The 22978-nt window shown below is 44.4% G+C and carries 20 protein-coding genes; 4 read left to right on the top strand and 16 right to left on the bottom strand.

What is annotated here, in order from left to right:
• Window positions 1-43 precede the first annotated feature (43 nt).
• The 4 genes from LZ23_RS03035 to LZ23_RS22205 all read right to left on the bottom strand — a co-directional run bounded on the left by LZ23_RS03035 (window position 44) and on the right by LZ23_RS22205 (window position 5948).
• Entirely contained in the window at window positions 44-814 is a 771-nt protein-coding gene (locus LZ23_RS03035; protein ID WP_045211484.1) for an ABC transporter ATP-binding protein, read from the bottom strand.
• Window positions 815-869: 55 nt separating this feature from the next.
• Entirely contained in the window at window positions 870-2024 is a 1155-nt protein-coding gene (locus tag LZ23_RS03030; RefSeq protein WP_045211482.1) for an ABC transporter permease, read from the bottom strand.
• Between the two features lie 730 nt (window positions 2025-2754).
• A complete protein-coding gene (locus LZ23_RS03020) occupies window positions 2755-3969 on the bottom strand; it encodes a response regulator (RefSeq protein WP_045211478.1) in 1215 nt (404 codons plus the stop codon).
• Complete coding sequence (locus LZ23_RS22205; RefSeq protein ID WP_052507065.1) at window positions 3966-5948, bottom strand: PAS domain S-box protein; 1983 nt, start codon at window positions 5946-5948, stop codon at window positions 3966-3968. Before LZ23_RS22205 ends, LZ23_RS03020 begins: the two co-directional genes overlap by 4 nt.
• Before the next feature lie 386 nt (window positions 5949-6334).
• On the opposite strand from LZ23_RS22205, the gene LZ23_RS03010 reads away from it, so the two are divergent.
• The 3 genes from LZ23_RS03010 to LZ23_RS03000 all read left to right on the top strand — a co-directional run bounded on the left by LZ23_RS03010 (window position 6335) and on the right by LZ23_RS03000 (window position 9213).
• Window positions 6335-7495: an HD domain-containing phosphohydrolase gene (locus tag LZ23_RS03010; RefSeq protein WP_045211476.1), complete on the top strand. Its 1161-nt coding sequence runs from the start codon at window positions 6335-6337 to the stop codon at window positions 7493-7495.
• A 74-nt stretch (window positions 7496-7569) separates the two neighbouring features.
• Entirely contained in the window at window positions 7570-7794 is a 225-nt protein-coding gene (locus LZ23_RS03005) for a hypothetical protein (RefSeq protein WP_045211474.1), read from the top strand.
• Between the two features lie 57 nt (window positions 7795-7851).
• Window positions 7852-9213, top strand: a complete 1362-nt coding sequence (locus tag LZ23_RS03000; RefSeq protein ID WP_052507064.1) for an NlpC/P60 family N-terminal domain-containing protein — start codon at window positions 7852-7854, stop codon at window positions 9211-9213.
• 71 nt (window positions 9214-9284) lie between these two features.
• On the opposite strand, the gene LZ23_RS02995 is transcribed toward LZ23_RS03000, so the two are convergent.
• Both LZ23_RS02995 and LZ23_RS02990 read right to left on the bottom strand, forming a co-directional pair.
• Window positions 9285-9686, bottom strand: a complete 402-nt coding sequence (locus LZ23_RS02995; protein ID WP_045211472.1) for a flagellar protein FlaG — start codon at window positions 9684-9686, stop codon at window positions 9285-9287.
• 357 nt (window positions 9687-10043) lie between these two features.
• Window positions 10044-11975 carry a peptidase U32 family protein gene (locus LZ23_RS02990; protein WP_045211470.1) on the bottom strand — a complete coding sequence of 644 codons (1932 nt, stop codon included), beginning with the start codon at window positions 11973-11975 and terminating at the stop codon, window positions 10044-10046.
• Window positions 11976-12726: 751 nt separating this feature from the next.
• On the opposite strand from LZ23_RS02990, the gene LZ23_RS25270 reads away from it, so the two are divergent.
• Window positions 12727-12858 carry a hypothetical protein gene (locus tag LZ23_RS25270; protein ID WP_269745156.1) on the top strand — a complete coding sequence of 44 codons (132 nt, stop codon included), beginning with the start codon at window positions 12727-12729 and terminating at the stop codon, window positions 12856-12858.
• 366 nt (window positions 12859-13224) lie between these two features.
• On the opposite strand, the gene LZ23_RS02985 is transcribed toward LZ23_RS25270, so the two are convergent.
• From LZ23_RS02985 to LZ23_RS02940, 10 genes are all read right to left on the bottom strand, one after another.
• Window positions 13225-13689, bottom strand: a complete 465-nt coding sequence (locus LZ23_RS02985; RefSeq protein ID WP_045211469.1) for a hypothetical protein — start codon at window positions 13687-13689, stop codon at window positions 13225-13227.
• 2 nt (window positions 13690-13691) lie between these two features.
• On the bottom strand, window positions 13692-14651 hold the full coding sequence (locus tag LZ23_RS02980) for a 4Fe-4S dicluster domain-containing protein (protein WP_045211464.1): 960 nt from the start codon (window positions 14649-14651) through the stop codon (window positions 13692-13694).
• 386 nt (window positions 14652-15037) lie between these two features.
• Entirely contained in the window at window positions 15038-15730 is a 693-nt protein-coding gene (locus tag LZ23_RS22200) for a molecular chaperone TorD family protein (RefSeq protein ID WP_052507063.1), read from the bottom strand.
• 120 nt (window positions 15731-15850) lie between these two features.
• The gene (locus LZ23_RS02970) at window positions 15851-16348 is read right to left on the bottom strand and encodes a rhodanese-like domain-containing protein (protein ID WP_332308254.1); all 498 of its coding nucleotides are present in this window, start codon (window positions 16346-16348) and stop codon (window positions 15851-15853) included.
• Between the two features lie 168 nt (window positions 16349-16516).
• Window positions 16517-16957: a rhodanese-like domain-containing protein gene (locus LZ23_RS02965; protein ID WP_045211462.1), complete on the bottom strand. Its 441-nt coding sequence runs from the start codon at window positions 16955-16957 to the stop codon at window positions 16517-16519.
• Between the two features lie 75 nt (window positions 16958-17032).
• Window positions 17033-17434 carry a rhodanese-like domain-containing protein gene (locus LZ23_RS02960; RefSeq protein ID WP_045211461.1) on the bottom strand — a complete coding sequence of 134 codons (402 nt, stop codon included), beginning with the start codon at window positions 17432-17434 and terminating at the stop codon, window positions 17033-17035.
• Between the two features lie 204 nt (window positions 17435-17638).
• Entirely contained in the window at window positions 17639-18349 is a 711-nt protein-coding gene (locus LZ23_RS02955; RefSeq protein WP_045211460.1) for a formate dehydrogenase subunit gamma, read from the bottom strand.
• Window position 18350: 1 nt separating this feature from the next.
• Window positions 18351-19091: a 4Fe-4S dicluster domain-containing protein gene (locus LZ23_RS02950; protein WP_052507062.1), complete on the bottom strand. Its 741-nt coding sequence runs from the start codon at window positions 19089-19091 to the stop codon at window positions 18351-18353.
• A complete protein-coding gene (locus LZ23_RS02945; RefSeq protein ID WP_045211457.1) occupies window positions 19091-21292 on the bottom strand; it encodes a molybdopterin-containing oxidoreductase family protein in 2202 nt (733 codons plus the stop codon). Before LZ23_RS02945 ends, LZ23_RS02950 begins: the two co-directional genes overlap by 1 nt.
• Window positions 21293-21371: 79 nt before the next feature.
• Complete coding sequence (locus tag LZ23_RS02940) at window positions 21372-21719, bottom strand: c-type cytochrome (protein WP_045211455.1); 348 nt, start codon at window positions 21717-21719, stop codon at window positions 21372-21374.
• Between the last annotated feature and the right edge of the window lie 1259 nt (window positions 21720-22978).

Genomic DNA, 22978 nt, shown 5'->3' with positions numbered 1-22978 from the left:
CAGCTTCCTGAACCTTCAGCCTTCAGCCTTCAGCCTTCAGACCTTAGCCATCATCGTTGGGCATGGTTCTATTCAAAAAAGAGCGCACCCAGGGATCAGCTGAGTTCAGCCTGAGATCTTCAGGAGATCCCTGGTCGGCGATAGTTTTCCTTTTTTTGTCGAGAATGATCATTCTGTCGGCCACTTTGAAAATACTGCTCAGCTCATGCGTGACAATGACAAACGTTACATTCAGGCTGTGAGCAAGTTGCAGAATCAACTCATCAAGCTCAAGCGAGGTGATGGGATCAAGCCCGGCAGAAGGTTCATCCAGAAAAAGCATTGAAGGATCAAGGGCCATGGCTCTTGCAATTGCTGCTCTTTTCTGCATTCCACCGCTTAGTTCAGAAGGCATGTGGTTTTCATATCCATGAAGTCCCACGAGGAACAGTTTAATCCTGCTCACAAGGTTCATGGCAGTTAAAGAAAGATCCGTAAACTCTTCTAAGGGAAGCCGGACATTTTCCAGCAATGTCATGGAACCGAACAAAGCCCCGCTTTGGTAGCTGATGCCGATATCCTGCATAATGTTCATTTTCTCTGATTCATCAGCTCTGGTCAAGTCCTTCTGGTTAATGAGTATCTGACCATGTACTGGCTTGTATAATCCCATCATATGCTTAAGCAGAGTACTTTTACCACTGCCTGATCCCCCAAGAATTACAAATATTTCACCAGAATAAATATCAAAGTTGAGGTTATCCATGATGATCTCGCCGGCAAAGCCCATACCGAGATTTTTTACTTGTATAACAGCATGTTTATGTTCAGACATAGGGGGTCTTGGAGTTACAAGGGTTAGCTTGAGAGTTAAGTGTTATCAATTATTTTTATATACCGAGCAGAAAAAATACAACAGCAAAGATTCCGTCTGCTACAGCAATGAGTACAATCCCACTGACAACAGCACTTGTGGTTGACAATCCTACAGCCTTGGCGCCGGTTGTTGTCTGCAGCCCGCGTACGCACCCTATCCAGGCCACAAGCAGACTGAACACAACTGCCTTGAACATGCCTCCTGCAAAGTCAGCCATGGTCAGGGACATGGTAATCTGATTAATATAGGTAATAAGTGGAAATCCAAGAGAAAGCATGACTATTGCACCGCCAATCAGGCTGAACAGAATAAAAAACATGGTCAGAAAAGGCATGATGATCATGGTAGCAAGCATGCGCGGCACCACCAGAAATTTGATGGGACTTAAGCCCATGGTGGTAAGAGCGTTAATTTCTTCATTGATTTTCATGGTTCCGATTTCAGCTGCAAAGGAAGATCCTGTTCTGCCTGCAAGGATAATGGCGGTCACCAATGGTCCGAGCTCTCTGACCATGGATAAGCCAAGCAGTCTGGCCACAAATATTTCAGCTCCAAACATCCTCAAGGGCATGGCGGACTGGAAGGAAATGATGAGCCCCATAAGAAAACCAATGAGGACTATGATAAAAACTGCCCTGGCTCCAACATTTTCAATGTGAACCATGACATCTTTCCAGCGGATGGTATGAGGCTTTACAGCACAATATGCAAAAGCTGAAACAAACTGACCAAGAAAGATAAAAAAAGCTTTAATGTCCAACCCGAGCTTGTGGGTGGCCCTGCCCATTTCCTCAAAGATGGATTTTTTGGCTGGTTCCGGCTTGTCCTGGCAGTCAAAGCATGACAATTGATGATGAAGGGCCTCAAAATCGCTGCGCAAACCTATAATTTCAGCCTGCCCCCCTTCAGCCTGAACGGAACGGATGGACTGCAGTAGAAAGGCCTGCCCGCTTATATCAATATAATCAAGATTGTGGGCATCTATGGTCAGATTGTTTCCAGATATCCCCTTAAGCTTATTGTCCATATTCTGCCATAACTTACCCACAGTCCTGTTATTCAGACTTCCGTTCAGGCGTAAAACCAGATCGTTGCCAGATGAATCAAAGGACCATTGCAATTTTTTTTCGGGTGAAGATTTGGCTGGATTTAAATGTTCTGTTGTCATGTTTGGAATTGAGAAATAGCGTTATGCAGCATTTGAATCTGTGTAACAGTTTAGCCATTCGCATGTGGCACGGCTTCCTGCCCGGAGGCATACAGCCCGGAGGGGGACTGGCTCTCCCAGCCCTTGTTTTATTAAGAAGCGCTATCTGCAAACAATAACTTATCTTGATGTGAAAAGTAAAGCCATAGCCATGAGTGTATTTTTTTTGGATATCAGGCTGAAGCACGGTGATCTGGAATATGCCTCTCAGCATGGTTCATTGTTGCAGGAAATGCAACACTACAGCGAAATTGTATTTAAGCTGGAAGGGGACTGGCTTTTTTGCCTGAGTATAGTCCAGTTGATTTATGGCTTGAGGTCGGCAAAAGTGCCTGTCCTCTGCTTTCCTTCTAAGTAACTAAAACCAAATTATCAACAAAATCAGATGGTTATAATTTTCATATTTTTACGATTTTTGCTTATGATTGATGCACATTTGCCAGAAAAGTTCCGTCAAAGATGGGAACTTTGCACCTGGCACTGGGACTGTCCCTCGCTGTGTAAATTTTGTCATCAAAGAAAATCTCTTCCAGGAACCAATGCAGCATCAATCTTTTTTAAAGTACCTCGCGGGGACTGTCCCAATTTCCAGAAAAGTGACAGACTCGTAAAGTTACTCACAGATTCGGTCCCGGGCCGCCCGGGTGAGGAGCTTAAAAAGGGCTACAGCTACCAGGAAATTATATCATTTTCATCCTTTTTGATGGCATACGTGGTCCAGTTCACCTCTGGCCAGTTTTTCCCAGTCCTTTAGTCTGTCAGTGAGTTGCAGGGTTTTGAGATAGTCAAAACTGTAGTCGGGCAGGTTGTAGTTTGGGTTAAAGACATTGTATCTTCTTTCAAGGATGTTGGAAACATGAGTGGTGGTGAGGGCTCGCATGCCTGACTGAGCAAGACATGGCTGATGATGAAAGGTGACTGCCTCCACAATATCATCTGGAAAACCCCACACTCCGAGCAGGTATCCGCCCACTTCGGCATGGCTGGTACCAAGAATCTGTATTTCAGCTGTGCGAACTGTCAGCCCCTTATTTCTGATTTTTTCCAGGATGGCATTGTATTCCTCAGGCAGTTGACTGGCCAGGACCAGCTTTCCTATGTCATGAAAGAGGCCTGCAAAATAACAGTCTTCAGCGCTTTCTCTTGACATACCCTCCAGTACAGCGAGTTTCTGAGCAAGATTTGCCGAACCTAAACAGTGTTCCCATAATTTTTTCAGGGAAAATCCAGGCACATTGGAAAGGTCATAAAGGCTGAAGATATGTACGGAAAGAATCAATGACCTGATAATATTTATTCCAAGCAGGGTCACAGCCTGTTCTAAGCTGGCAATATGGCGACAAAATCCAAAGAATGAAGAATTGACCAGTTTAAGAAGCTTGGCACTCATGCCAATATCCATGGCAATAATGCGGCTTACAGCTTTAATATCCGGATCACTTTTTCTGAGCTCTTCAGTCAGCTGATGATAGAGTTCAGGCAAGGCAGGCAGAGTGTCTAAGCTGGAAATAACTGCTTTTACAGGATGTCCATTGATGTGTTTTCTTACTTTGATGGCCCTCTGGATGGCTGACTTGATGGTCTCGGCCGAACTTGGTTTGGAAATATACTGATGTGCGGGCAGTACAGCCTGATAAACCACATCCAGATCAGAGTGCCCGGACAGAACCATGCGTATTGTTTCCGGCCAGAGTTTCATGACTTTTGTCAAAAGTTCGCCTCCGTGCATGCCCGGCATTCTCATGTCAGTGACGATCACGTCCACATTTTGCGCAGACATGATTTGCAGAGCCTGGTCACCGCTTGTGGCAAAGTGCATATCCCATTCGCCCCGCATGTTTCGGAGCATTCTTCTGATGCCGTTTAAAACATTTATTTCATCGTCTACGAAAAGTATTGTTGTCATTGACCTTTCTCTTCCTTGTGGTTGGTGGGTAAAAGCACGGTAAAAGTGGTTCCTTTTTGAGGTGTGGATTGAAAGCTGATCTTTCCCTGGTGCTTGTCTACAACAATGGAATAGGCCAGTGCCAATCCCTGTCCGGTGCCCATGCCTACAGGCTTGGTGGTGAAGAACTGTTCGAATATCCGATCCTGGATTTCATGGGGAATCCCAGTCCCGGTATCTGTAAAGTCTATTCTGGCGTGTCCTTCACTGATAGAAACATGGATGTGAATCAGCCCCTTTTTTCCGGTGGAGCCTACCTTTTTCTTGATTGAATAGGCTGCATTGACAATCAGGTTTAGAAAAACCTGGTTTAAATCATTAGGATATCCATGGACTATGGGCGATGCAGACTGACAAGTGATTTTTGTTTCAGCCACGTACTTCCATTCGTTGCGTGAGATGGCCAGAGTGTTTTCAATAGCATCCTTAAGATCAATACTGGTCATGTCGTTTCTTTCACCGGGATGGGAAAATCTTTTCATGGCTCGGACAATATTGCTGATATGATCAATGCCTTGCAAGGATTGGTCGATGCTGGAGGGCACCTCTGACTGAAGGAATGAATAGTCAGCCTGTTCAAGCATTTGCTCAAACTCATGCTTAGAGAAAAATGTAGACTGTTCATCATATCTTGCCCTGCATTTGTCCACAAGGTTGAGCAAATCATGAAAGGCGTCTTTTAAAAAACGGATATTGTCTCCAACGTACTGTGCAGGAGTGTTGATTTCGTGGGCGATGCCGGCAGCGAGAGAGCCCACTGCTTTCATTTTCTGGGCATGGGTCAGTTGCATTTCCAATTCCTTATGTTCAGAGATGTCATGAAAAGTAAGAATGATTGTTTTTTCAGAATTCAGACCGCTGCTGAATGCGCTGCAAAGCACTGGAATTTTGGTGCCGCGGATTGTTTTCAGGGAGCGTTCCTCGTTAAAGTAGGGCATTTTTTGAACAATAGAGGCAAAGGAAACGTTCTGGTCAGGAAAAAGTGCAGACATAACATCATCAATGGCAGCCCCGATTATTTTCTGGTTTGGGCAGCAGGCCAGTGCCTCAGCGTTTGCCCTGGTGATAACCCCGGAATCTCTGTCCAACACCATCATGCCTACTTTCAAGGCTTTAAGGACCTGTGAAAGGGCACGTTCGTTTTCAGCGAGAGACAGGGTTGTTTGTTTCTGTTTTGTTATATCCAGGCCTATGGCAAGGTAATAATTCAAGTGCCCCTGGTCATCAAACAGTGCCCGGTCTGTCCATGCCATCCATTTCAAATCTCCACTTTCATTTGTTACACGATGCTCATAAGAGTTGAAGGGATGTTCCACGCTAAGCTGCTGAAAATTTTTTCTGGCAGCTTCTCTTTCAGTCTCAGGCACAAAGTCCAGCCATCTGGCACCAAGAAGAGCTTCAGGGGTGCTGTTAAAAAAATCAGCATAAGCCTTGTTGACATAGGTTAGAGTGCTGTCCGAAGTAAAGGTACAGATCATGCTGGGCATATCCTCGGAAAGTTTTCGGAATTTTTCCTCGGATTGTCTGAGCCGGTTTACCGCTCTTTTTCTCTGCTTAAGAGTTTTAACTTCTATCTTTTTCAGACGCAGAGCCAGATCCATCTGGGCAATGAGGTGGTACTCCTCAAAAGGCTTGCGGAGATAGCCGTAAGGTCGGGCCCTTGCTGCCCTGCGCATGATGTCTTCACTGTATTCCGAGGTCAGAAACAATACCGGAATGTCCCAGTTGTTGCGGATGATGGATGCAGCTCTGATGCCGTCCATCTCCCCGCTGAGGTTGATGTCCATGAGTACGAGATCAGGAAATTTTTCAGGAATACTCTCTATAGCCTTTTCGGCAAAGGCCACGCAGTCGGTGACTTCATAGCTGTTTCTGAGCAGGAACTTTTGTATCAGCCCGGATATGGTCCTGGAATCTTCAACGATAAGCACTTTGGACATGTCTGGCTCCTTTTCAGCGATTTAGATATGGGAATGTGGACAGTATATAGTAGCCATAATTATGATGACAAGTTTAATTTAGAAAAGGACTGAATTTTTTTTTAAGCTTGTTATTTGTCTACTTTTTGAGTAACTTGTTACAGATTGTAATCGTATACATTAGTAACTTACCGTTTCAACCCTGTAGAAAAAAACAAGAAATTGATTTAACCTTGAAAGAGCAATGATGCCCAAGATCCTTATTTTTCAGCCTTCAGTCTGAAAAGTAAGGTTATCGTCCAAACTCAACTATTCTTGTTTAAACTGGGTTGTGGGCACAGCCCGCATTAGACTCAATTTTTTAAATTTTGTGCCAAGAGTTGTGCAGCTTTTTGCTGGAGTAACCCATGAATGACTATAAAATCCTGTTTGTTGATGATGATTTGAATATTTTGCAAGGCTTTAAAAGGACCTTGCGCAAGAAGTTTTGTGTGGACACAGCAAGCGGTCCTGTGGAGGGCATGAAGGCCATTAATGAAAAAGGGCCTTACGCAGTTGTGGTGGCTGATTTGAAAATGCCCGAAATGAATGGGGTTGAATTTCTTTCCAGGGTCAGAAATCTATTTCCGGACAGTGTAAGAATAATGCTTACCGGGCAGGCCGATTTAATCTCAGCAGTGGAGGCTATCAATGCCGGCAATGTGTTCAGGTTTTTGACCAAGCCATGTTACCCGGTGAATCTGGAGAGGGCCTTAAATGACGGCATTAAACAGTATCGACTGATCAGAGCAGAAAAAGAGATTTTGGAAGATACGGTAAGGGGAATTACCCAGGTTTTGACGGATATTTTGGGATCAACCAATGAACTGGCCATGGGCAGGGCTACAAGAATCAAGCATCTTGTCCGGGATACTGCAGCAAGACTTGGAGAAACTGATGTCTGGTTTTATGAAACAGGGGCCCTGCTTTCTCAGGTGGGCTGCATTACCTTGCCTCCCTCTGTACTGGAGAAACTAAAAACAGGGGAGAGGCTGCAAAGCCAGGAGATAGTACTTTTTGCCAGGCATCCTGAAAGCGGTTCCAGAATGATCAGTATGATTCCCCGTCTGGAAAATCTGGCCAGTATGATCGCTTACCAGGAAAAGCTGTATGATGGACGGGGAGTACCTCTGGATGAGGTTGAGGGTAAAGATATCCCTCTTGGATCCAGGATTCTTAAGCTGATTCTGGATTATGATCTGTTAATGTCGAGAGGTTATGATGTCCGGGGAGCCATGGAAAAGATTTTGATTAGAAAGGGGCGCTATGATCCTGATGTGATCAGAGCATTCGTGGAAGTGCTTCAGACTCAGGAACAATACGAGCACAAACAGATCAGACTGGCCGAACTTACTCCTTATATGGTGATTACTGAAGAGATCAGGTCACTTAGCGGCAGACTGCTGTTACAGAAAGGCAGTGAACTTAGCCCCAGCCAGATTGAAAAGCTGGTCAGTCTGGATAAAAGCCTTGGGGTAAAGCATCCCATATCAGTGCTTATTCCGCCCCAGGCTTTGAGGAAAGGCTGAGGTATTGTTGTGAAATCATTGTTTTGTAGTAATCTTTGAGTGACAATGGCTAATCAAGGTGCAGGGAAAATACCATGAAAGAAAGTACAGAGCAAAGGAAATGCCCTGATTGCGGCAAATCCAATTTGATAACGGGAAAAATGGGAGTCTCCAAACATACTTTTATTCCCCAAGGTCGTATTATGATGCTGGGTTATCCGGTGAAGGCTTTTGTCTGCTTAGACTGCGGCTTTCAGGGCAATTATCTCGAGGAAGCTAGCCTGAGTGACCTGAGACGCAGACGAGTTGATCCGCAGTAGATATTCATCGTGTACTCTCAATAAGTTAAACCCGGCAGGGTAGTTGAAAGGAAATATATGAAAACTCAAAGTAAACAAAGTGGTAACGTTTTCAGAGTATTTGTTTTGGTTACTTTCTGCATGCTTTTATTGGCCTGTGCAGCGAGAGAGCCGGGGATGGTCCGAGACCTTAAGATGCTGCCTCAGGATGCTGCTGAGTTTGTTACGGATGAGCAGACTCTGCTCATTTCAGAGGATGGGCAAATGGAAATGTATCAGGACTTTCTGATGAAATTTTATTCTCCCTGGCACAGAAATAATCCCAAATTTGATGCGGAACAGGTTTTCTGGGGGCTGAACAGGTTCAAGTCCCGAACGATTTATGGAGAAAACAATCTACCACTGCCTGACGGATGGCTGGCAGAGATGAAGAGAACATCGGACATAGATAATTATCCATCAATGCATCTTCGAGCTATAACAACCTCCAATGCTTCAATGCGTGTTCTTCCAACTCATCGGCCTCTTTTTTACAATCCATCACAGCCTGGAGAAGGATTTCCCTTTGATTACCTGCAAAACTCCCTGGTTCCTGCAGGGACTCCTGTTTTGATCACTCATATGAGTCAGGACAACCAGTGGGTTCTTGCTGAGACTGACTATGCTGCAGGGTGGATGAGGTGGACAGAAATTGCCACAGTGGATCAAGACTTTATGCAGATTTATGAGAACGGTTCATTGGCTGGATTTACAGTTGATGAAACTTCTGTATTGACTGACAAAGGAATGTTCCTGTTTGAGGGCAGGGTTGGGATGAGTCTTCCACTAAAATCTGAAACAGTATTAAGCGCATTTTATGACGTATTTGCGCCAGTGCGCGATAAAAATGGAGATGCGCACTTAGTCACGGTCAGGATAGGAAAGGATAAGATGAGCGTTATGCCGTTTCAGCCTACTCAAAATAAAATGGCATCATTACTTAACGCCATGATGGGGCAGAAATATGGCTGGGGAGGACTTTATGAAAACAGAGACTGTTCTGCCTTGCTCAAAGACTTGTTTTCGGGTTTCGGTATTTTTTTGCCGAGAAACTCAAGACAACAGGCTCAAGCAGGTTATTTTATTCCCATGCAGGGGATTTCAGCACAGGCAAAAATGGATCTTATTTCTGAGCATGGCAGGCCATGGCTGACAATTTTATATATGCCCGGACACGTAATGCTATATATAGGACATGATGCAGTACTTGATGAGCCGGTTATTTATCATTCCATGTGGGGACTGCGTACCTGGAGGCCTTTTAGTGCTAACCATGGCCGGTGGATTATCGGCAGGACTGTAATTACCAGCCTGCAGCCCGGAAAGGAAATGCGAGACATTGCCAGGCCTGAGGGGCTTCTTTTAGAAAGGATTACAGGCATGGTTCTGGTGGCATACTGAGTATGTTTTTTGTATTTAATTTTAAAATGATAGTTTTGGGTAGCAATTCACCATGCACAATTAGGTGCCCATCATAGTGTCTTATTGACAAACAAGCCCAGCATTTCTTCAATTGATTCAGCCAGTTTGAGCATTTCATCGGCTGGAATTTTTCTGATCACCCTTTCTCCTTCCGAATCCAGAACTTTGACCTGCATACCATCTCCATCTCGAAGGACCTGAAACTCCAGCTTTATGCCCATAGAGTCCATGTATTCTTTAACCGAGTTGGTCGCACTGACAAGTTTGTCATGTTCAAGTTTCGATAATTCAGTATTATCAGCTATTTTTGGAGAAAGGTCAGCCTGATTAGCAGGTATTCTTGGAGGAAGGTCAGCCTGGGCAGACTTCCGGTGGCTTATCTGTACTTCCTGTCTGTTGTATGTTGTGGACAGAAAGTTATCAACTGCTTGAGGTGATTCTGTCAGGTTCATGTCAATACCGCCTTGTTTAATGTTAATAGTATCTTACCGTTTCAATCCAGTAGAAAAAATGAAAGTTTTTTTACCTTGAAAGAGCAATGATGCTCAGGTTACTTAATTCTTCAGCCTTCAGCCTTCAGCCTTCAGCCTGAAAAGTACGGTAAACGGCCCGGCTTAACGATCCCTGTTTAAATTGGGTTGTGGGCACAGCCTGTACTAAAAGAGATTTAGCCTTCATATAACATATCGGGAATAGCTTAATAAACTTTAGGGCAGGGAGTAAAAAATTGATGGGAAAAGTATCACTTTCATGACTGAAAGATAAGCCTTGGTTCCCGTACCTTTGTGAAGTGGTTTCAGAGATGAGTACTACAGCAGGCCCTGTTCCCAGTTCCAAAGTCCAGGTCTTTGTTTGAGCTGCATTTTTTTGGGCAGAGTTTCTTTGAGGTGCAGAAAAAGACAGCATCCTGATTTGCGCAGGGTGGTATCATGTTGCCTGAGGTTAATTTCCCAGTTGGGAAAGGTGTAATAGTTTTCATCGTGTTGTGCTGTCCAGAAGGTTTCTTTTTTGGGACTTTCAAAAAATGCTACGGGCCTGGCTTCCTGAGCAAAAGTTCTGGAAATGCAAACAGGCCACAACCCCTGAATTATCACCCCTGTTGGAAGGGGGGAAGAGGTCATGAGCCGGGTCATGTCACTTTCAGCAAGCTCAGGGCTTAGCACGATTCCCTTAAAACCCATATCTTTTAACACCCTGATGTGAGCTGAGTTGGCAATATTGCAGAAAGGTCCAGCCCAAAGATTTAGTCTGGCTGAAGTATTAAACAGAGCATTTTGCCAGGGAGAACCGAGAACAAAATTTACAGCTCCTTTTTTCTGCAAAAAACTTGTCAGTTCAATCCATTCCTTTTCAACCCCAGGCCAGATCACAGGTGGAAGGAAGTACCAGTTTTTTTTGAATGGTCCAAGCTTGGATCTAATGGCAGGATCCAGGCTGAGCTGGATGCCTGCTTCTTTTCGCTCTCTTGGAGGAAATCTGAAGACATCAATATTTTTCAATTGATTTCTAATGACAGCAGGTTTTGGATTTTGATACTGAAAAGACACTTGAATTTTTTCAGGCCCAATAGCATCCAGCTGATTTTCCATCTCCCTGATCATTGTCATAAGCTCTTTTTCCTGGCGATCCACCAGGAATACAGGAGATCCGTGGCGTGTTCCTGGAGGAAGATTGAATTTTCCTTTGGAAGGAACAGGCTTTCTTATCTTTACTGTTTTATGTCCAGATTGACCCTCATAGCCTATGCGAACCAGGTCTCCAGGCTGCAATTGTGACCAGGGAGTAAAGAAAATGTTTTTGTCGGAACCTTTTGTTTTGCCCATATATTGACCTGAGGCAGGTTCATTTTTTGGGTCTATGGGGTTGAATGGTCTTTGGGGCAGAAAGTTATAGTGAGTAAATTTTCTGCTCAGAGCCATATTCAGCAGTCCTATGGCTTGTTTACGGGCTCTGGGATCGTCAGGATTGTCTCTGATAATCTGATATGCTTTGGTAGTATAAAATACATAGTGAGGCCCTTTTTTACGTCCCTCAATTTTCCAGGCCCGCAGCTGGGGAATATCCAGCAGGGTTTTCGCCAGGATATCAAGTCCTAAATCCTGACAGGAAAAATAAGTGCCCTTGGAGCCTTTATAAGTATAGGAACGTCTGCAGGGCTGAACACACCGTCCTCGAAGACCGCTTTTGCCCCCAAGGTAACTGCTCCAGTAACAGCGTCCTGATATGGCGTAACAAAGTGCACCGTGAACGAATACTTCCAGATCAATATTTGAAAGTGATGCCAAGTGTTTTATTTCATCAATATTCAGCTCTCTTGGCAGGACCACTCTTTTGATATTAAGACTTTTAAGCTGGTCCAGGGCTGACAGACAATGGAAATTGCTCAGGGTTGACAGATGCAGTTCAGACTTAATACCCACCTGTTGAGCAATATCAACGAGTCCGAGATCAGAAAAAATAATGGCATCAGGCTGAACCTGCTTCTCAAGCCTCTGTAAAAGCCTGCCGGTTTTATCTAATTCATCATGTTTGATAAGTGTATTCAGGGCCACATAAACCCTGCAATTTTTCCTTTTTGCAAGAGATGTCAAAGAGCTCAGCTCTGCGATGGAAAAATTGTCTGCCTCCATCCTGGCTGAAAGGTGTTTGAGACCGCAATATACAGCGTCTGCTCCGGCTGATAGAGCAGCAAGAAAGGAAAGCCTGCTACCAGCAGGGGCCAAAATTTCCGGCTTTATCATTACACAATACCTTTTAGTAACTTACCGTTTCAATCTTTTAGAAAAAAACAAGAAATGTATCTGTTTAGCGCTTACAAGTAACTAAAATCAAATTATTAATAAATTCAAAGCATTATGGTTTTACCTTACAGATTGCTTCGGTCGCTTAGGCTCCCTCGTGGGTGACAGGTTTTCAGCAACCATATCCCTGACACCTCAGGTGTCATTGCGAGCGAGTCTTCGAGCGCGGCAATCTCTAACGTGTTAAGGCTATTACTTCTTTTTTTGTGGCTTAAGCCACATTTCAAAGAAGCGGCTGGAGCCGCAATAACAAGACGTCCCCAGGCTGGAGCCTGGGAACGAGTGGTGTAAGTTACTCACACGTTCGGTCCCGGGCCGCCCAGGTGAGGAGCCTACAAGTAACTACAATCTTTTTGCCAATAAAATCAGATGTTTACAGTTTTCATATTTTGACGATTTTTGCTCATGATTGATGCACATTTGCCAGAAAAGTTCCGTCAAAGATGAGAGCTTTACGCCTGGCACAGGGACTGTCCCAATTTCCAGAAAAGTGACAGACTCTTAAAGTTACTCGCAGGTTCGGTCCTGTTCCGCCCAGGTGAGGAGCTTTTAAGGAAAGCAGTGGACAGGTACTCCGTAACCCACTTGAGCATCAATTTGTGCTCAAAATGACTCATTTTTGGGACAAGTGGGCCCCGGAAGAGCCAGTCCCCCTCCGGGCTGCATGCCTCCGGGCAGGAAGCCATGCCACATGCAAAGCGCTAAACAGATACCTAGAAATATGTTTAATCTTGAAAGAGCAATGATGCCCAAGATCTTTATTCTTCAACCTTCAGCCTTCAACCTTCAGCCTTCAGCCTTCAACCTTCAGTCTTCAGCCTGAAAAGTAAGGGTATCGCCCAAACTTAACTATTCTTGTTTAAATTGGGTTGTGGGCACATCCCGCATTAGTTCTTGTATTTGTTAAAATTTTAATTGTAGTTATTTAGTGTAAAAAAAGCAATTTATTTTCTCATAGTTTTTTGGCCTGCTGAGTTGTAACAGGGGGGCGTCATTTTATGGATTGTCCACTTACCCTCTGGACAGTCAAAAGTTCTTGTGCAACCCCTTGGATGTATTGCCACTTTACAATCTTTAGATATCCAGACGTTTCCAACGCCTAACCATTTGAAATCATAATGTTTTTTTCTTCAACTAATAACAATTAACTGATAACTATTAACTCTCAAGTTACCCTGAAAAAACCATTTTACTGATTGAGATAAGGCTTTGCAGCCAACCTGGCGTATATAGCCGCAACGCATAGTAAAGCACCCGCTGCCAGGTGTATCCAGATTATGGAAGTGGTGGCCAGGGGGCTGAAGAAAACATCAGGTAAGTTTTTGGCAGCCCTTAAAAAGCCTGTGATAATTATAGCCAAAAACAGACCTGCCCTTATGAATCCGTTCATGGTTAGACTTACACCTTGCTTTCTATCTTTTATAAATATGGCTGACCATTTTAACACAATAAAGAGCAAAACTGCTGCCGCGATATAGTGTAGATAATGGTTGAAGTGATAATCAGCTGTCCAGGCCATCCCAGGAATATCAGCAATATAATAGCGTTTAAATAAAGGCATCTGAGCCAGTCCCGACAAAATAAGCAGGCCAATGGATATTTTAAAAACATGCACTTCCCAGCGCTTGGCAATGTGGTTGACTTTGTTTTTCATGTTTACTCCGTATCTATTTTTGCATCTTTATCAGCTTTATGACTCAGCAGGCCAGCAGCAAGACCGGCCAGAGGCGCACCAACCAGGGCTGCAGTAAGATATTCCGACTTGCTCATGGTGTTTTCAACAGGTTTAAGATGGGGCTTACCTGGCCCGGTAGTTATGTTTTCATTTAAAACATTGAAAGGAACTGGTGAAACATAAAAAGTATTGGTTCCGCCGTTTTCCTGGTCACCATATATGTATCCTTGAATATCATCAGCCAACTCTCTGGCCTGAGCCAGTATTTTGTCCCTGGGACCAATGGTCTGCAGCTGCATGGGGCACGCTTCTATGCAGGCAGGCAGTTCCCCTTCTGCCAGTTTCTGGTAACAGCGGTCGCATTTGTACATGACGCCGTTGCCGGCAAATCTTGGCATGAGATCAAGATACAGACCTACACCAGTCTGGCGTTGCGGGATCAACCATGGGCAAACGTCTTTACACTTTCCTCCACCAAGGCAGATCCTGTCGTTAATTCTGACTGTTCCACTGACTTCCCGTACTGCTGCTCCCCAGGGACACAAATTGGCGCATGGAGGGTTCTGGCAGTGCAGACATCTCCTGGGAATGTGAATCTCAAAATTCCGGCCATTGTACGTTCCCTTAGATGTTTGAATATAGAGCCAGTTGTAAGGAGTCAGTCGATTGCTTACATCCTGTTTGTCTGACCAGTCTTCAACCGGCACCCGGGATGGAAACATTTCCGGGTAGGGCTTCTCCGGGTTTGGGAATTTACTGCTGTTTGCTTCTTTACATGCTTTAACGCATTCACGACAGTTGATGCAGGATTCAATATCCAGCATTGTGGCAATGGTGTGTCCTCTTTGAGCAGCTTCTAAAGTTCCAGGCAGGATCATACCGGCTACCCCCGCTGCAGTGAAGCTCAGAAAGTGCCTTCTGGACAGTTTTTTGGCATTCATAGTTTTTCTCCGTATTTTATTACTCCAATAATGTTTTGCATATGTCTCACCCGTGAAGCCCGTGACCTAACCTGCGAGTAACTTACATCCATCAAAACCTGGATTCCGGGTTTCGCCGAAGTGACGGTAAAGAGTAAGAACTTGCTTTAACCGTCAATCCGAGCTTTATAAGGGGCCAGTTTTTGAAGTTATTTGGGATAAGCGTAACGTTTGCAGCAACCAGGGTACGGCACCTCGCACCGAATGAAGTGACATACCGGACAGGGCAAAGTGTGTGCCATAAAAATGGAAATGGCTAACGTGCTGGAATGATAGATATTATCAGATTGTGTGTTTTTGAAAGGGCCAAAGGAAGGTCAAAAACTTAATCAGATGATTATACAGGGTTAATCAATCTTTCCAATAATAATGAGCAGTTGTTTCATGGTCTGGGCTGTCTGGCAAAAAAAAGAGGCAGGCATGTAATTGGGAATGCTTTTTTGAAATTTTGAGATCCATGGGAGCATGAATTCAGAAGCAAACACCTGAATATGCTTGATCAGATCCGGGTCAGGGTCTGGCTCAATGTGTTCCAGCAGAAACAGCAGGTATTCAAGTTCAATGCAAAGATGGTCAGGAGGTTCACCCATGCCCGACTTGGTGTCCATCCCGATATCTTCCAGCAGGCGGGTCATTTCAGCTGCAGGCTCGTTCATAAGCAGATGCTGTTCGTCATAATAAAATGAGTGATACAAAGACGCAGTCACACCTCCTCTGGTGTTGATAAATATGCGTACAAATTCGCTTTCCAGTTCTATTTGCAGGTCATCATGGGAAAGGTCTGATAAGAGAATGTTGATGGTTTGTAGAGTTTGATCAAGCTCAAATTCTGGAGTCCTGTGCAATGACATCCAGATTGACTTAGACCAGTCTATCAGCTCAACCCAGTCTTTTTTACCGTCTTTACTCCAGAAGATATGAATCAAAAGTCTTAACGCGTCCTTGAATATTTGCTGTCTCTCAGTGGACAGGTTCTGATATTGAAGCTTAGAAGAAGTATTATGCGTTTCTGAAAATTTAAAATATGAGCTGTTTGTCATAGCGATTTTGAAGGTAAAAGTGGTTTATTAAGGCTTGACACGGCTTCCTGCCTGGAGGCTTACAGCCCGGCGGGGGACTGTCTTTATTGGACTTTTACAGAAACGCATAATGCTTCCGGATTATCTTCCTTCAAGGTCATCAGGATAGTGTTCTGTCCAGGCAGCCATTCCAGCAGTGTATCGGTAAACATCGGTATAGCCAAGGCGCACGGCCCATTTGGCGGCGATGCCGCTTAAGATTCACCTGAAATCTCTACAATAGGTTACTATGGTCATGTCTTTATCTTCACCTAAAGCATCCGTGAGCTCAGCACGTTTTTCATTAGGAAGTGACTGCAAATGAGAAAGATCAAAGGTGACATTTATTGCACCCGGAAGAAAACCGCTACTCAGTTCGTAAGTATATCGGTTGTCAAGTATGATGAAATCCTGTTCTTCCTGATAGAGTTGCTTTAGTTCGCTGGTAGTGATTACTTTGTATCCTTCGCGCTGAGCAACACTCTGGGCGTGGTCCCACCAGCCAGCAGTTCTTTCAGCATTTACAGGGTGGCTTAAGATAAGCAGGCTGATGGATATGATTAAAAAAAGCGGGAATAAATTTTTTTTGGCTCTTTTCATGACAATATTCCTGTTGGATGTTTAGAAGTTTCAACAGATATACTCAGTCTTTTTTGCAGTTAGATAGTGACATGGTTCGCATTTTAAAAAAATTTTCAGGTCGGAACCAATACCAGGATATCAGGTTTCAGTTCCGACCGTCAACAGAAGGTAATGAAGAAAGGCAGATTATTCTATGGTGAAGCTTCCATCCGGAGCATAGGACACTTCTGCATCAATATAATAAACACTGGTCAGGTCAGGGCGCATGTCCATAAACATGTAAAATGCTTCGCCACTTCTGGCACCGGTGGAGCAGATAAAGATTATTGGTTTTTCATCGGTAAAGGTATTAATATTGGCTTCAAGCTGGTCCACTGTCATATTGATGGATGATGGAATGTGTCCAGCACCGAATTCCTGCTGAGAACGGACATCAATGAGCTGGATACTGTGTGGATTGGTGGTCATCAGTTCTATAAAAAAGTCTGTGTCAACTGATCCTTCAAATGGACCTTGCTTAATTTCTGAGACCGGTGCTGCAGCAACAGGCTCATCTGCCTTCTCTACTGCGGGGGTTTCAGTGATGTCTTCGAGGGTCCATGAAATGTATCTGCTGTCCCACTCCACATTACCGGCTGCGTAGACAACAACATTGGTGTAACCCAGTTCTTCCGCCTTCCAGGCGGAGTTGTGACTCAGAGGTCAGGCAAAGTTCTGGCAGTGAAAGATTAAAAGGGCCGACTTATCAGCAGGCAGTTTGTGTATGAGTTCGTCGAACTGGCTGTCAGGCATGCTGATGGCAGTTGGTATATGGCCACGGTCATAGCGTGGGCGTTTGGGCCTTGAATCAATAAGAACCACATCTTCTCTGGGTTCAATTCTTAAAAGGTTGTCACAGACAAAAGGTTTCACAAAATCAATACCCACAATGGTATGAAAAGGGTTGGGCACTTGAGCAGGATCAAACTCTACATCTACAGTTGGAATGCGACCCGGGTCATAAGCTGCTTTGGGTGCTTCCTTTGTTACACAGCCGGTCAGAAATAAAACGGAAATCCCTAATACAATGAATAAGTTTCGTATGGTTTTCCATTGAGAGTTCATAAGGCTACCTCCTTAAGCTATAGGGTGTTATTAAAAAAAGTAATGGTTTAGCCATCTTGTTCGGACATGTTCCTGGTTTATTTTCTGCTTTGCTACAAGGAAAGAGACTGAGCTGTAAAAGCAGATTAATAACTACTCTTTTTATCGGTAACTTAATCGTAATTTCAAAAAGAGGGTCGCGAATCAATCACGACCCTTTAATATCTAAGGTTTGTCTTTTACTTCGTCATACCACAGCTCATGATGATGCCTGGCATAAGATTCAGGCACTGACCCTGAAAACATGGATTTAAAGGCAGGCCTTTCTTCCCTTGAAATGGCAGCCATGTAAATGTGAACCAGGAGTCCGGCAAAGGCCAGACCTGCCATGAGGAAGTGTATAGTCCTGGACCAGGCCACAGGAGTCGGATTGTTAAGAATCATAGTGGACAGATACATGATTACCCCGGTGACAGCCAGGATTAACCCGGCAACAACAGTGAGCTGGGCAAACAGTTTCTGACCGGCATTGTAAAAACCCTGTGGAGGAATATCGGTCCCCATGCCCATTTTGGTCAGGGCCTTATCACCCAGGGTGAGTTGAACATTCTTTTTAATCATCCAGGACATGTCTCTGGCAGGATTAATTGAAAATGATTCCTTTAAAAAGCCCATACTGTCTTTGAATCTGAAAATAATGTACAGAATAAAGACTACAGCCCAGGTCAGGCCTACATAAATGTGGAAATTCAATAGCATTTCGCCGCTGCCGAATATAGATCGCATGAGGCTGGGCCACCACGCACCTATGGGATTGATCTGATCATTTTTAATTAGCCCAAGTCCTGTGAGAGTCAGAAAAATCCAGCATAACGCATTGAACCAATGGATGAAGATGGCGGCCTTGTCATGTCGGTGGATCATTTTTTCACTCATACTAAACCTCCTCCTTTTTTTCCTCATGGGAGGCTTCATCACTTGTAAAAAGCTGCTTCAGGAACATGGCTGCCACACCCAGGCCTGACAGTCCAACAGCTACTTTTACCAGTGGGTTGACCACGCCTACCATGGCCTGATGAGCTGCAGGATATTCCACAGGACCCGGCCAGTCCATGGGCATGGTGGAAGACAGGTAAAACATATTTGGTTCGGTATCTACAGGTCTGCTGACAATGCGCACAGTTTCCTGTTCTCTTAAAAGTCTTGAAACGTCGCTGTCAGGATCATTTCTGTCACCAAAATTTCTGGCTTTGGTAGGGCAAGTGTCCACGCATGCAGGTAGAAGTCCCATGTCCAATCGTTCCCGGCAGAAGTCGCACTTGTCCGGAACACGTTTAACAGGATGCCTGTACCTGGCATGATATGGACAGGCCTTGACACAATTACCGCATCCTATGCACAAATCCTCATTGACATGGATAATACCGGTTTCATCGTCCTTGAAGGTGGCTCCGCTAGGACAGGCATACACGCAGGTAGGATTGTCACACTGCATGCATCCACCAGGCTGAAAGTGCATGGAAGTATATTTTCCAAGGGTAAAGTCAGGGTCTGAGTTTTTAATCCAGTTACGCCAGAAACCTCGGGGAACCTTGTGCTGAACCTTGCACGAAACCATGCAGGCCTTGCAGTCAATGCACACCGAAGAATCAATGACCATACAGTATTTTTTCTTCATCAGGCCACCTTCCTTACGGTTACAAGGGTTTCATGCATGGCCATGTTTCCGGAAATTTCATCATGGTAATCCTCAAGAACTTCTGCAATACTGGCTCCTCTGTTGTGAACAAGACTCATCTGGGGTGAAAGGGCGCCGAATCCGGTGGCCATGTAAACAGTCTGTTTTTCAATGCCCTGAGTCAGCTCCAGACGCAGTCTGCCGGAACCGACCTGGCTTTTCACTTCCACCAGATCACCGTCTTTGAGTCCCATATTTTGCGCTGGTTCAGGGTGCATATTCAGAACGTTCTCTTCCATGAACTCGGTAAGAAGTTCAAGATTGGTATTGCTGTGAGTGAAAAAGGCTGTTCTACCCACAACCAGCCTGAATTCATTTTCGCCCGGCATTCTTCTTTTTCGGTAAACTGGCATGGGATCTACGCCGGATCTGGCATAACGCTGGTTGAATATTTCCTTGACCCCGCTAAGTGTTTTAAGAGGAGATCCAGAGTATATACCGTACACCTGGCTGGGGTTGTAGTAAACACCATCATTAAGCATGGCTTCCAAAGCCCCGTCCAGTCCATCAAGCTGTTTTTGCCTGTATTCATCCATTGTAAAGTCAAAAGAATCACCAAAGCCCATTCTTTTTGACAGTTCCTGGCAAATCCAGAAAGGAGATCTGGACTCAAACATTTCCGGAACTACAGGATCTCTAAGTACTGCACAGGCGCATGCTGATGAACCCTGCAGCGCGGAAACAGGGTCCTTTCTTTCCAGAAAACTGGCTCCAGGCAGAACCACATCAGAGTACCAGGCTGTATCTGTCATGGCGATATCAATATTAACTATGAAGTCCAAGTGATCAATCATTTCCAGTGTCTTGTTTCTGTTGGCCGCTGTCTGCATGAAGTTGGTCTTAAAATTGAACCAGCCCTTGATGGGATATGGCTCTCCGGAAATAATTGCTTCGCGCATGAGCTGAAATGAGCCTTCATGATCTATCAATCCCGGGACCAGTCCAGCTTCAACCCGGTCAAAAGGGTTGTCGTCATACCACGGGACATCATAATATGGTGTTTTCACTCCCACTTCGCGCAGGGCCAGCAGGCCGCCCGGCTTGTCAAAGTTGTTCAGAAGGGCATTGGTTATAGCCATGGCCCTTCTTATCTGGGTGGAATCCTTATAATCAGATGTGCGTCTACCAGGGTAAACCATGGCAGATGGTGCAGCAGCACTTATTTCTCTCGCTATTCTGATAATGTCTTCAGATGGAATGCCGCATTCCTCCTGAGCCCATTCAGGTGTGTACTGTTGAATGTGCAGGAAAAACTCATCAAAGCCGTATGTCATTTTAGGACAGCAGCCATCACGGTCGTAAAGCTCTTCTTTGACAATGACGTGGCAAAGGGCCAGGAAAAAAGCCATATCTGTACCAGGCTTGATCTGGTACCACTCGTCTGCCATGGCCGCGGTTTTGGTGAATCTTGGGTCAAGAACAATAATTTTACAGCCGTTTTTACGGGCTTCAAAAAAATCCATGGTGTCTGGAGTGATAATGGCTTCAAAAGGATTGGCTCCAGCAATAAGGATATATTTACTGTAAAAAACGTCTGGGTAGGGCACTTCCCCGATGGTATCCAAGTAAGCTCTGTTTTTACTGAGCAGGCAAAGGGTTTCATGTGAGGTGATGTTGAATGAACCATATACTTCGGCAAATCTATGCACTAACTGGGACTGCATGTCAGAACCGGGAATAAACATCATTCCGCATCGGGTGTACTTCTCGCCAATTTCCAGCATTTTTTCAGCTGTATAGTCTAAGGCTTCTTCCCAGCTGATTCGCTCCCATTTTCCTTCTCCACGTTTACCTGTTCTTCTTAAAGGATATTTCAGTCTGTCTGGATCATAAATATGGTTGGTGGCAGCATTGCCTCTGGCACAGATCATGCCTCTTGATTTTAGAAATTTCGGGTTAGGATCGATTTTTTCAATTACGCCGTTGCGCACTCGGGCGATCATGCCGCATCTGTTGAAGCACATGTCGCAGGCAGTAAAGTGAGAAGTAAGATCTCCTTTTGGTGGCCTGGACCCTGAAGCGTGAGCTCCAGGTACAAGGGATTTGACTAAGGGAGTACCCGCTCCTGCAGTGACAGCTGCAGCAGCAAGGCTGGTTTTGAGAAATTTTCTTCGGCTTAAGGGGGGCAACTTGTCCTTCATAAAAGGCTCCTTATTAGGTTCATCCGCCCGACAGGCTTTAATGAATCAGCGTGCCGGGCAGAGAAGTTGTCAAAGACTCTTAGCCGCATCTTTCAGGAGTAGGAGAGTCTGCAGCACCATTGTACAGGTAGGTGAAAATGTCATTGATGTCAGAATCAGAGATTTCTTTCCAGTGTTCGAAACAGGGCAGTTCATCAATGTTTTCAAGTACCTCCATCCACTCGGCCTGGCGCTTTGCATCAGGTCCAAGATAATGGGCATGATACTCCTGCTGTTCATGAATGGGGTTTTCCATATGACAGGGTCTACATTCCTGCCTGAAAAGAAATCTTCCTTTTCTGGGGTTGCCGTCCATGGCTGCGAGTGCTATCCCAATCTGGGTTGCAAACATAATTGCTACAATAGATAAAGCGACCATCTTTCTCATTACATACCTCCTGATAAAGTTGTTCAATTTAGAAAAGTTCCAAGCTGGGGGTTTTGGACCAAACCAGCGGGTTTCTGCCTTTAAATAAAAAATTTGAAATCTTACCGGATCTTAATTTCGGATTTGGCTTCTTGCCTGTTTTAGAAATCAGCAGCCCGCGTTTTCCATTTTAACGCTGAATTGAGGTGATGCACCAATTTATACAGGAAAAGATCGAGTCTGTGCAGGAACCTGGTCTAAAATTTTTATAAGTAAATGTTTTTCTTATGAAATGCTTATTGTCAAGTTAAAAACTGTAATAGTTTAGCTTTTTTTCAGTAAAGCATGGGGCAGGCATTCCCGGACCAGCTTGAACTATAACCGATGTTTTAAACGTTTTATTTATGAGGCAAGTGGATCCCGTAAGTTCCAGTCCCTGTGCCACATCCAAGGGTTTAATTGCAAAAAAATTATGTTTCATACAGATCATGATGAACAGCCATTGACTAAGTTACAGGTTAAAAGGCAAACTGTTAAATATAATGATTTTTTTAAAAAAATATGTGAAGGCAATGTGTACTTTTTCACATATTTATTGAGCACAATTCATGCCATGGTTTTTTTTGCGTAACTATCTGATATAATTTATTTATTTTTTTATGTTTTTTATTGTGTAAAATTTTGAAGCTGTATATTTAATCATGTGATTAATCATTTACGATTGATTTTTTTTGAAGCGCTTCACCCGGGGGGGCCGGGACCGAACCTGTGACTAACTTTACGAGTCTGTCACTTTTCTGGAAATTGGGACAGTCCCCGCGAGGTACTATATAAAAGATTGATGCTGTATTGGTTCCTGGAGGAAATTTGCTTTAATGAAAAAATTTACACAGCGAGGGACAGTCCCTGTGCCAGGCGCAAAGTTCCCACCTTTGACGGAACTTTTCAGGCAAAAGTGCATGAATCATAAGCAAAAATCGTAAAAATGTGAAAACTGTAAAAACTGTAAACATCTGATTTTATTAATAAAACGATTGTAGTTACTTGTAAGCTCCTCACCCGGGCGGACCGGGACCGAACCTGTGAGTAACTAAAAATTCAGCCTTAGCACGAGATTGCTTCGCTTCGCTCGCAACAAGGATTGCCGCGCTCGAAGACTCGCTCGCAATGACACCTGAGCTGTCAGGGATGTGGTTGCTGAAAACCTGTCACCCACAAGTGAGCCTAAGCGACCGAAGCAGTCTGTATGGTAAAACCATAACGCTTTGTATTTATTACAT

The organism is Desulfonatronovibrio magnus (assembly GCF_000934755.1).
GTDB lineage: Bacteria > Desulfobacterota > Desulfovibrionia > Desulfovibrionales > Desulfonatronovibrionaceae > Desulfonatronovibrio > Desulfonatronovibrio magnus.
This window is presented reverse-complemented; position numbering and strand designations above follow the sequence as displayed.